This is a genomic window from Novipirellula sp. (assembly GCF_041583735.1).
Taxonomy (GTDB): domain Bacteria; phylum Planctomycetota; class Planctomycetia; order Pirellulales; family Pirellulaceae; genus Novipirellula.
The window spans coordinates 1-9932 of sequence record NZ_JBFHFD010000295.1; the positions used below are offsets into that span (position 1 = coordinate 1).

The 9932-nt window shown below is 55.5% G+C and carries 9 protein-coding genes; 4 read left to right on the top strand and 5 right to left on the bottom strand.

The window, feature by feature from the left end; all coding sequences use genetic code 11:
* The 4 genes from ABX962_RS20150 to ychF all read right to left on the bottom strand — a co-directional run.
* On the bottom strand, positions 1 to 185 hold a 185-nt coding region (locus ABX962_RS20150; RefSeq protein ID WP_372721815.1), incomplete at its 3' end, for a non-canonical purine NTP pyrophosphatase.
* 34 nt (positions 186 to 219) lie between these two features.
* Positions 220 to 573 carry an amidohydrolase gene (locus ABX962_RS20155; protein WP_339943409.1) on the bottom strand — a complete coding sequence of 118 codons (354 nt, stop codon included), beginning with the start codon at positions 571 to 573 and terminating at the stop codon, positions 220 to 222.
* Positions 574 to 678: 105 nt separating this feature from the next.
* Entirely contained in the window at positions 679 to 1272 is a 594-nt protein-coding gene (locus ABX962_RS20160) for a hypothetical protein (RefSeq protein ID WP_372721816.1), read from the bottom strand.
* Positions 1273 to 1384: 112 nt separating this feature from the next.
* Positions 1385 to 2482 (bottom strand): redox-regulated ATPase YchF, encoded by a 1098-nt coding sequence (gene ychF / locus ABX962_RS20165; protein ID WP_372721822.1) that lies wholly within the window; start codon positions 2480 to 2482, stop codon positions 1385 to 1387.
* Positions 2483 to 2832: 350 nt separating this feature from the next.
* On the opposite strand from ychF, the gene ABX962_RS20170 reads away from it, so the two are divergent.
* The 4 genes from ABX962_RS20170 (at position 2833) to ABX962_RS20185 (ending at position 6991) form a co-directional block, all read left to right on the top strand.
* Positions 2833 to 3654: a hypothetical protein gene (locus ABX962_RS20170; protein ID WP_372721817.1), complete on the top strand. Its 822-nt coding sequence runs from the start codon at positions 2833 to 2835 to the stop codon at positions 3652 to 3654.
* A gap of 195 nt (positions 3655 to 3849) precedes the next feature.
* Positions 3850 to 4944 (top strand): redoxin domain-containing protein, encoded by a 1095-nt coding sequence (locus ABX962_RS20175; protein WP_372721818.1) that lies wholly within the window; start codon positions 3850 to 3852, stop codon positions 4942 to 4944.
* Between the two features lie 180 nt (positions 4945 to 5124).
* A complete protein-coding gene (locus ABX962_RS20180; RefSeq protein WP_372721819.1) occupies positions 5125 to 6102 on the top strand; it encodes an SDR family oxidoreductase in 978 nt (325 codons plus the stop codon).
* Between the two features lie 85 nt (positions 6103 to 6187).
* Positions 6188 to 6991, top strand: coding sequence for a DUF1559 domain-containing protein (locus ABX962_RS20185; RefSeq protein ID WP_372721820.1), 804 nt, complete (start codon positions 6188 to 6190; stop codon positions 6989 to 6991).
* A gap of 28 nt (positions 6992 to 7019) precedes the next feature.
* Here the strand turns inward: ABX962_RS20185 and ABX962_RS20190 are convergent.
* The coding region (locus ABX962_RS20190) for a carboxypeptidase regulatory-like domain-containing protein (protein ID WP_372721821.1) at positions 7020 to 9932 on the bottom strand (2913 nt) is incomplete at its 5' end.

The following is a 9932-nucleotide window of genomic DNA, read 5'->3' on the forward strand; positions in this document are numbered from 1 at the left end:
AGATGTTTGGCTTGTTCGGTCGCTTTTAAGGCCGCGTTTTCCGCGAAGGTGGCCCCCGTTTCGTCCACGTCAATCGAGCCTTCGATCTCGGCCAGTGCCAACAGCTTGACGCGATCCTGAGGCAAAAGCAGTCGTAGTTCGATCAGTTTTTTTGCGTTGTTAGTACCGACAACGAGCTGGAACATGGCAGCAGCCTAAGAGATGAAAAATGGGAGGCGATTATTTCGAGATCGCATCGGCGATCCGGTCCACGGCGGTACGTAGCGATCGCGCCGCCATGACAAAATTAGTGTGGCCGCTGACCTCGGGCTGAATCGCTTCGTAAAGCTCAGTGGCCTTACGAAGCTTGCCGATTTTCTTTTTCGCCATCTTTAGGTAGACCGCAGCGTCGTCGACCTCATCGATCGGTCCGACCGCCAGGATAAAGTCGTAGAGATCGCGGACGACATCACGAAGATCTTCGTCATCCTCGGCCTCGTCACAATGTTTCAGAAAGGTGCGGACCATCCATACATGCGTGATCTCGGTATCGATGCTGCGAACACGCGACATCGGATCCGTCGCTGGTTCCATAACAGATTCGTCATCGTGAAAGGACAATGGCTATTAAAGATTCATATCGCCAACGTCGCCCCCCCACATCGAGGCGACTAATTCGAAGCGATACGCTCGAGCCGACTAGCTCGATGCTTCGTTTGGCGTTTCGGCCGCCTCGTCGGTCACGGCTGCTTTCTCCGCCACCGGGGTATCGACCGCAGCCGCTGGTTTGGGGGCGGCCGCATGACCATGTGGTGTATTCATCGCCACAATCACCACGCCGACGACCGTTAACAACATGCCGACCCACAGCAGCGGATTGATCGTGACGTCTCCGTGCAATTTAAGAATCGAAACGATCGCGGATACTGAAACCGCTCCGCCAAACACGATCGGCATCACCAGCAATGCGTTGCCTCGGCTGGTCATCATCGCGGTTGTCAAGCAAACCGCACCGAAGGCGCCCAAGACGCCTGCCAAAAATCCCCATTTCATCGTCGGGAAATAGGCACCGGAATAGCTAAACGAATCGCCTTTCATTTTCATCATCAGTAAACCGCCACAAATCGCGATCACCAAATAGGCGATCCCAATGAAGACATACGGTTTGAAGGGAGACCACATCGGGACGCCGTTGACTTTCGGGGCTTGAGCGTTCCCGATCGTCGGTCCGTAACATCCCCAGAAAATAGCGGTGCCAAGGGCAAATAGAATTGGGATCAACATTTTGTTCATGTAACGCTCGGTTGGAGGGGCGGTGCAGTCAGAGTGGGCGAAGCAGCAGGGCAGCATCAGGTTACCGGGCAAACGACACAAGTCGAATGCAATCAATCGCTGATAAAAGCGGCTAAACGTTGAACAGGAAGTGACAGATGTCGCCATCTTTCATGACGTAGCTCTTGCCTTCGACGCGTAGTTTACCCGCCTGTCGAATTTCTTTTTCGGATTTGTAGGTTTCGAGATCTTCCAGCGTGTAGACCTCACAGCGGATGAAACCGCGTTCGAAATCGCTATGGATCACGCCGGCGGCTTGGGGAGCGGTGGCTCCTTTGGGAATCGTCCATGCACGGACTTCTTTTTCGCCGGCGGTGAAGTAGCTTTCCAGCCCCAGCGTGCTGTAGGTCGCCTGTGCAATTTGATTCAGTGCAGGTTCTTCAAGACCGACTTCGGCCAGCATTTCGCTGCGATCAGGTTCTTCGAGCTCGGCAAGTTCGGCTTCTAGCTTGGCACACACGCAAACCACGGTCGCGCCGACCTTGGCCGCTTGATCGCGGACCTTCTGCACGAGCGGATCTTTGCCTTCGAGGTCATTTTCGCTGACGTTAGCGACGTACAGAACCGGTTTGGCCGACATCAACCCGTAGCTCGAAATCGCGGACGCTTCGACGTTGTTCAGCTCAAGCGTCCGTAGCGGTTCGTCCTTGCTGAGGTGGGCGTTGCATTTTTCGATTACGGCGACCCGCAATTTTGCTTCCTTGTCGCCGCTGCGGGCGGTCCGTTCGGCCTTGCCCAACGCGTTTTCGAGCGTTTGGATGTCCGCCAGCATCAATTCGGTCTCGATCGTATCCATGTCGGCGATCGGGTCGACAGTCCCCGAAACATGAATCACGTCGGGATCGTCGAAACAGCGAACGACTTGCACGATCGCGTCCACTTGGCGGATATGGCTGAGAAATTTGTTGCCGAGCCCCTCTCCCTCACTGGCCCCTTTGACGATGCCTGCGATATCAACCAATTTCAGGATCGCGGGAATCGTCTTTTGAGGGGTGATGAAATGGGTGATTCGGGTTAAACGCTCGTCCGGAACGCTGACCATTCCTTCGTTCGGTTCGATGGTGCAAAACGGATAATTTTCACTTTGGGCCGCTTTGGATGCTGTCAAAGCGTTAAACAGCGTACTTTTACCGACGTTCGGCAGACCAACAATTCCGGCTTCCATGGCAATGATTTCTATGTGAACAACGAGATGTTAACCCGGAAATTACGTGCTAATCGCTGCGAGGCGAGAATATCTGCACACACCGGGCTGAAGGCGAAATCGTATCAGCGAAAGCGGTTTGCGCTAACGGTGGACGCCGTTCAAATTCAGTCCCCAGCGATGCTTTTTTCAAATCGAGGAAAGTTTTTCTGAAATTGGCTTCAGAAAACCGCTCTCGGCGGCCGATACCTTATTCTTGCAAGATGCAGCCCTTTTAGGTTTCAAGGACGAAGCTGGTCGTCGCTTTTCACCAGCGGATTGTTCGTTGGTGCGTAAGCGGTTTCCGTTCGCTTTCCATCCAGCTGCGAGCAATTCCATTGCGAAACCTTACTCTTGGCGTTCTGATCGTCTCGGGCGGCACATTGGCCGCGTTGCCGTTTCGACGTGCCCCCGAAATCGTTGCCCCCGAGACCATCGATCTGATGCCGGGGTCGCTGTTGAGTGCGCAAACGCCTCAGGTCCCCCACCCGAATCGATCCTCACAGGGTGCCGTCCAGTCCTATGCATCGCCGGTGCCGCCCAGTTTGCGTACCGATCTAACCGAAGACTTGGTTCTTGAAACGACTACGATTGACGCGTTGGAAACCGAGTCGTTCGATTCGTTCTCGTGGAACAAACCCACGATCGCAGACTCGTGGGCAAATCGGCGCCAGCAGGCGTACAAACCGCTGACGTACGAAGATTTGGCAGTGCCGATCTCGCGCCCCGACGTCGTCAACGAACGCTTTAGTGCCACCGCATCGGCGCAGCAACAGTCCGTCGAGCGATCGCGGGATGCCGACAAAGTCGTCGCCAAAATGCAGCCGATGGAAGCCGGGGTATCCAACGATCCGTGGCCGCAGCAATCGCCCGCCGGGGATCCCCACGGGACTGTCCGCGGAAAAGTCGCGGCAGCGGAGGTCCAGGATCGATTCAAGGGAAGTGAGCGGTTTGCCCAAATCGATGCGATGCGAAGCCGCGCAGCCGATGGGGGGCAACCCACACCGCAGGCCTCCGCAGCCACGACCGCAGCGGTCACACCGCCGCGACAAAACGCAACGTTGGCAAGCAGTCCGCAGCGTCCGCTCGAACCGACCTTGCCCGCCCCCACCCCGCGGCCGGCCGAGCGAGCGAGGCAATGGATCACCCAGCCCAACTAGACTGTCGTTGATCGCTCCGCGATCAAAACGCGATGCGCCAATGAGGCGACCCACGTGCATCCGCGTCACTACCTCGAGGGGGATGTTTTCCTGCGAGCAAACGATTCCAATGAAGGGCAACGTTTTCCAGTGATCAAAACTTCCAGTGATCAAAACGCTCTTCCTCTTCTGTTCTCGCGAATTTCCGGTGCGGTGATGCCTAAGTTCTTTTTCCTCCTGTGGTTCATTGGCATCGCTGCGACCGCCGCAAGTAACAAACCGATCGCCGCAGAAACGACATCGGATTCGATCAACGTGCCCCCGGTGCTGTTGCAAATGATTCGCGATTCGGCAATCCAATCCGAGCTGAATCTAGCGGCAAACCAACTCGCGTCACTGCGTGATGCCCTGGTCGAGGTCGATGGTCCTTGGTTCCGCTCTCGCAATCTAAAGCCTGACGAACAACGCCCGATCGTCGATCAGTTGACACAGACGCTCGCCTCACGTCTGGATTCCATTCTCGAACCAGCTCAGAAAACACGACTGGACCAACTCGTGTCGCAAGCACTTGGGACACGAATGGTGCTGCGAAGAAATGTGCAGGCGGAGCTTCAGATGAACGAGACTCAAATGCAATCGCTCGTTGAAACGTTTGCTCAAACCGACACACAATCGTTTGAGTTACAGCAAGCTGTCGTTGCGGGAGAACGTTCCGCAGGCGAAGTCAACAAAGCGATTGACGAATTGAAAGCGGCCGAGCGAGAAAGCTTGCTGAAAATACTCACCAATACCCAGCGGTCCAAGATCGGTTCGCTGACGGGCAAGCCGTTCGATTTTGCCAGAGTCAAACGCACCTACCCGCTTGCGCCCGAATTGCGAAGCGAAGGAGCCAAGTGGATTGATGGCACTGCGGCGACGCTACAGCAGCACCGAGGCAAAGTGGTGGCGGTTCATTTCTATGCGTTTCAGTGCATCAATTGCAAACGCAACCTGCCGCATTACACCGCATGGCACAACGATTACGCCGATAAGGGGTTAGTGGTGATTGGCATCCAAACGCCCGAGACATCGTCGGAGCGAAAATTCGAACAAGTCCGAGCCGCCGCCAAGTCCGAAGGGATCGAATACCCAGTCATGCTTGATGCTGAATCCGCCAATTGGAAAGCGTACAACACGACGATGTGGCCGACCGTTTATTTGATCGACAAAGACGGTTTTATCCGCCGCTGGTGGCAGGGCGAAATGAATTGGCAGGGCACGCCTGGCGAACAACAAATGCGGAACACGATCGAGGCCCTCTTAGCCGAATAGACCCTGTTAACCGAATATTCCCCCAATCATGTGCCGCCCTCAGCCGAACTGCTATAAAACCCGCCTCGGTGGTGGTACACTCAATCCGTCCACGTGGTTTGGCCATCACATCCATTTGGCTATCCCCGTCGTTTGGGTCATCCTGTTTGCTTTGATTTTTACCTCCGAGAGTTTGAAGATATGTCGAGTGAGTTTGAGCGTCTTCGCGGTGCCCGGTGCCTTGTCACAGGCGGCGCGGGATTTATTGGTTCGCACCTTGTCGACGCCTTGCGTGGCGTCGGAGCCACCGTCCGGGTGCTCGACAATTTTAGCACCGGGTTTCAACACAACCTCGATCACACCACGTCCGACGACGGGGTGGAAATCGTTAACGGCGATGCGTCTGATGCCGATTGTGTCCGCAGTGCCACCGAAAATATCGACTATATTTTTCACCACGCGGCGATGGCCAGCGTGCCTCGCAGTATGCGAGAACCAGCATTGTGCCACGCCTGGTGTGCCACCAGCACCGTGGAACTGCTGAAAAGTGCTGCAGAAAACGGCGTCAAACGCTTGGTGTTGGCGTCCACCAGTGCCGCGTACGGAGATTCGCCGTTTGTTTCCAAGCGTGAATCCGATCCGGTGGCGCCGTTGTCGCCCTACGCCGCAGCAAAATTGGCCGCCGAATCTTATTGCCAAGCGTTTTATCGTGGCTTTGGATTGGAAACCGTGGTGCTCCGCTACTTCAACGTGTTCGGGCCTCGCCAAGATCCCAAGAGTGAGTACAGCGCGGTGATTCCTCGTTTCGTTTCGATGATCCTTTCGGGGGACCGGCCGATCATTTATGGCGATGGCGAGCAATCACGTGACTTTGTTTATGTTCGCGATGTCGCACGAGCCAACATGTTGGCAGCCACCTCACCAGACGCTCCCGGTGGCACCTTTAATGTCGGCCGTGGTGAGCGAACTTCGCTGCTGATGCTACTGAATTCCTTGCGTGACATCCTTGGTCAAGGCATCGAGCCGATTCACGAACCACCACGTGCCGGTGATGTTCGTGATTCGCTTGCCGACATCAATGTCGCACGGAATCGACTCGGGTTTGAACCACAAGTCACGATCGATCAAGGCTTGGAAATGAGCGTTGATTTCTATCGTAGCCTTGTGGTGAATGCTTAAAGTCGTGCCGCTTTGGGGGCAACTTGATGCGTAAGATTTGACGGTGATTCCTCTCTCTCTCTCGTTCAATTAGCGATGTGAAACCATGAGCAACGACAATCCGTATTCGCAGCCCGAACAGCCCCAGCAACCTTATCACCAGCCGCCTGGGAAATCGGATGGCAAATCGACGATGGTCATCGTCGGCGTGGTCCTGGCGGTGGCATTTGCCGTGATGTTGGTGTGTGGCGGAATTTTGGTCGCGTTGATGTTGCCTGCGGTGCAAGCGGCCCGCGAAGCGGCTCGCCGGATGCAGTGTTCCAACAACATCAAACAAATTGGTTTGGCGCTGCATAATTATCACTCGACCTATAATTCGCTACCTCCGGCCTACACCGTCGACGCCAACGGTCGCCCGCTGCACAGTTGGCGTTCCATCATCTTGCCGTTCGTGGAACAGCAAGCCCTATACGACCAGATCGATTTCTCAAAGCCGTGGGATGCACCAGAAAATCAAGCCGTCGCGATGACCGTCGTGCCAACGTACAGTTGTCCGTCGACGGAAATCGATCCGACAATGACAACCTATGTCGCGGTCGTGCATCCGCAAGGAATCATGTCGGGGGCGACTCCGACCACGTTCCGGCAAATCATCGACGGTCTATCGAACACCTTGATGGTCGTAGAAACCGATTCTGCGAACGCGGTCAACTGGATGAGCCCCGATGATATTGATCTACAAGCCTTTCTGGCCTCCGGAGCCGCGCGTGACCACGGCGGCCATCCGGGCGGCGCCCACGTGTTGATGGGCGACGGCGCCGTGCAATTCGTGACCGATTCAGCGGATCAAAACTTGCGAAAAGCGTTAGTCACCAAAGATGGCAAAGAAGATTTTTCGGCCGGATTTTAGTCGGCCGGATTTTAATCGGGCTGTTTCGTCACTTGTCCTCGTTCGACGGCGCGAGTTTGTTGACGAACTTCGCGACATCGTCTTCGCTCAGCCGTTGACGAGTCTGGTTCAACATTGCGGCGAAATGGGATTGCCCCGTTTCGCTTGACGGGAAACCGATGTTGCTGCCGCTCTCGGAGTGGTTGGACGTGACCAACTTTTTGCCCGAGGCGTCGAGAATCGCAAACCACGGGATGCCTCCCTCGGCTCCGTCGCGAAGGTCCTTCATGATCTCGCGGGCACCCTTCCAGCGGTGATCCATCTTCACCAGGATATAGTCCTCCTCCCACTCGCGGTTTTCCTTCAGGAAACCCGATAGCCGATGGCACGGTCCGCACCACGTTGCAGTTTCTTGCACGATAACGCGTTTGTTTTCCGCTTTTGCTTTGGCCAATGCCGCGTCGAGCAGTTCTTGGGCGTCAAGCGTCTCGGTCAGATGATTGCGTAAAATCTTGAACAGCTTTTCCTTCGATAATTCGTCGCCATCACACACGGCGTCCGAGTCGATCGTCGCCACCTTTTGCCCATCGTGATCGAGAATAACCAGCAAGAAGTCTCCACGTTTTGCCGCGATGGATTCATCAAGTTTTTCGGCTAACTCGATCGCCGCATTTTGCTTTTCTCCGCCAGTCGGAATGGCCATGAATAAAAACTCGTCCCGCATTTCGCGAAAGTCTTTGTCCTCATAGTGAACCTGCATCAGCTGGTGGATACGCGGATCTTCACTCTCTCCAAATACAACCAGCAGATGTTGATTGACGAGTTTGATCGAGTTGAGGGCTCGTTCGTGGCGTTCCATTGGCGATCCTTTCACCGCGAACGCACCGGCGATTCGTTCCTCCAGCGTGGGGGGAACATAGCGTTTCGGGGGCGGTGGGGCTTGGACGTCGCCCAAGCTCAGCGATTCACCTGATGCCACTTTCCACTTGGGTAGCGAGCGATAATAGCCTTCCTCGGTAACGCCCAGGTTGACTGAATACTCAAATCCACCGACGAGTCCGTCGATCGTGAATCGACCTTCGGAGTCGGTGACGACGCTGCCGCCGAAGCGTGTGCTCCACGTTCGCCCCTTTGCGGCCGGAACATTGATGCCGTATTGAATCTTCTGATTCGGCCAAGGCTGTTCCGTGTCATCCGCCAACAATCGGCCGGTGACCGAACCGGTCGGTTCAAGTCTGGCATCAAGCGACGTTTGTTCGGGATCGACAATCACCACCGCCGCAAGTGTCTTGGTTGGATTCTCGATATGGACATAGGTTGGTTCCTTGTTACGCATCACGCGAAACGTTCCGTCGGCGGCACTGCTGGCTTGCCAGTCGCGACCACGAAAGTCTTGAGGGACCCCTTCGATCATCGCGGCTGCGACCGGTTGGCCGTCCGCCGCAGCGGTGACCTTGCCTGTCAATTCGACCTCTTTTCGAAGCACCGTGGTGACGTTCATTTCCAACTCGGATTGACCGGCGATTTCAAACTTGTCCGCCTTCTCCTGTTTTGGCGGGCGTATGTCATAGTGACCGTCACCGAGTGTGAATTCGAAGTTGCCGCTCTCGTCGCTGATTGCGTGGTAGAATGCCATCGGACGAACCCATTTGCGTGATTGCTCGGGGTTTTTCAGTTCCACTCCCTCCATCGAATTCAGGTCGCTGCCATATTGATAAACGATCACACGTTGGTTCGGGATCGGTTCGCCATCGCTTTCGTCGGTCAGCGTGCCAAAAACTCGCGTCGCCTCGCGAAGAACAAAGTCTTTGCCCGTGACCGGCTCATTCGCGCGGACAGCAAACCCTGTTTGCGGCGCAGCGGCCCATCGCGAATCTCGGACGGTGACGAGATAAATTTGCTCCGGGGCAACCTGGATTTCATAGGTGCCTTGTTCGTCCGTCGTTGCGGTTCCCGAGCTGTCGTCCATGCTGTAACCGGCCCCGCGAGCAGAGACGGTGATCTCGGGTACCGGAGTGCCATCGGCAGCGGTGACGGTTCCGCGAATCGGCACGAGACGGTCCAGTTGCATTTCGAAGGATCCGTCACCCGTTGCGGGTTCATAGATGCCTCGCGACCGGACGAATTCGTCAGCAGAGGGCCAGATTTGTAGAGGGTCTGTTTGCCAAGCTGGTAGCCAAGCGAATTCCAACTCGCCCTGTTCATCTGTCATCTCGCTGAACGCGTCCACAAAAAAGCTAAGATTCAACTGGTTCGCTTCAGAATCTTTTTTGAGCAGCCAGACGTAGGTTCGGATCGACGGAATTGGGTTTCCGGCGGTGTCGGTCATGCGAACTCGCAGCGGCTTTGCCCCCTCCAACCGAAGTATTTCGCCGGTTTCGCTGGGAAACTCCGGTGGTTGCGTCAGCAAGTCCGAGTGTTGATGACGTGGTAATGCATAGACTCGGTAGTCCAGTCCCTCGTTGTCTTTCCAGGCCACAATCGCCTGAATCCGATCCGATTTTGGATAACGGAACGTGACCGAACCGGATTCATCGGTCGACAAACCGGTGACATTGTTTGGGAAGTTCAGTTGGACCGCGACCGAGGCATTTTCCAGCGGATTGCTCTCCGCATCGACCACGCGAATCGATCCCACTTTGGTTTCCGAAAGCTGGATGACAAGATCATCCGTTTTGGCGACATCGTTCTCGGTTTTTAATCTGGTGACGGCGAGTTGTTCGCCATCAGAACTGCTTGCGCGGACAGTGATTCCGGGAAGTGCAGCCTGTTGGACTTTGATCGCCAGTTCAAACGTGCCGTCATCTTTTGTCGTGATATGCTCGTCAAGTTTGCCATACGCAAGGCTCAGCCGGACCGTTGCGTTTGCTGCGGGCTCACCCGCCGCCGAAAGCACTTTTCCGGACACAAGAACCGTCGCTGGCTCATTTTGCTCAGCGGAAATGCTGGCGAAGCTGAGGCC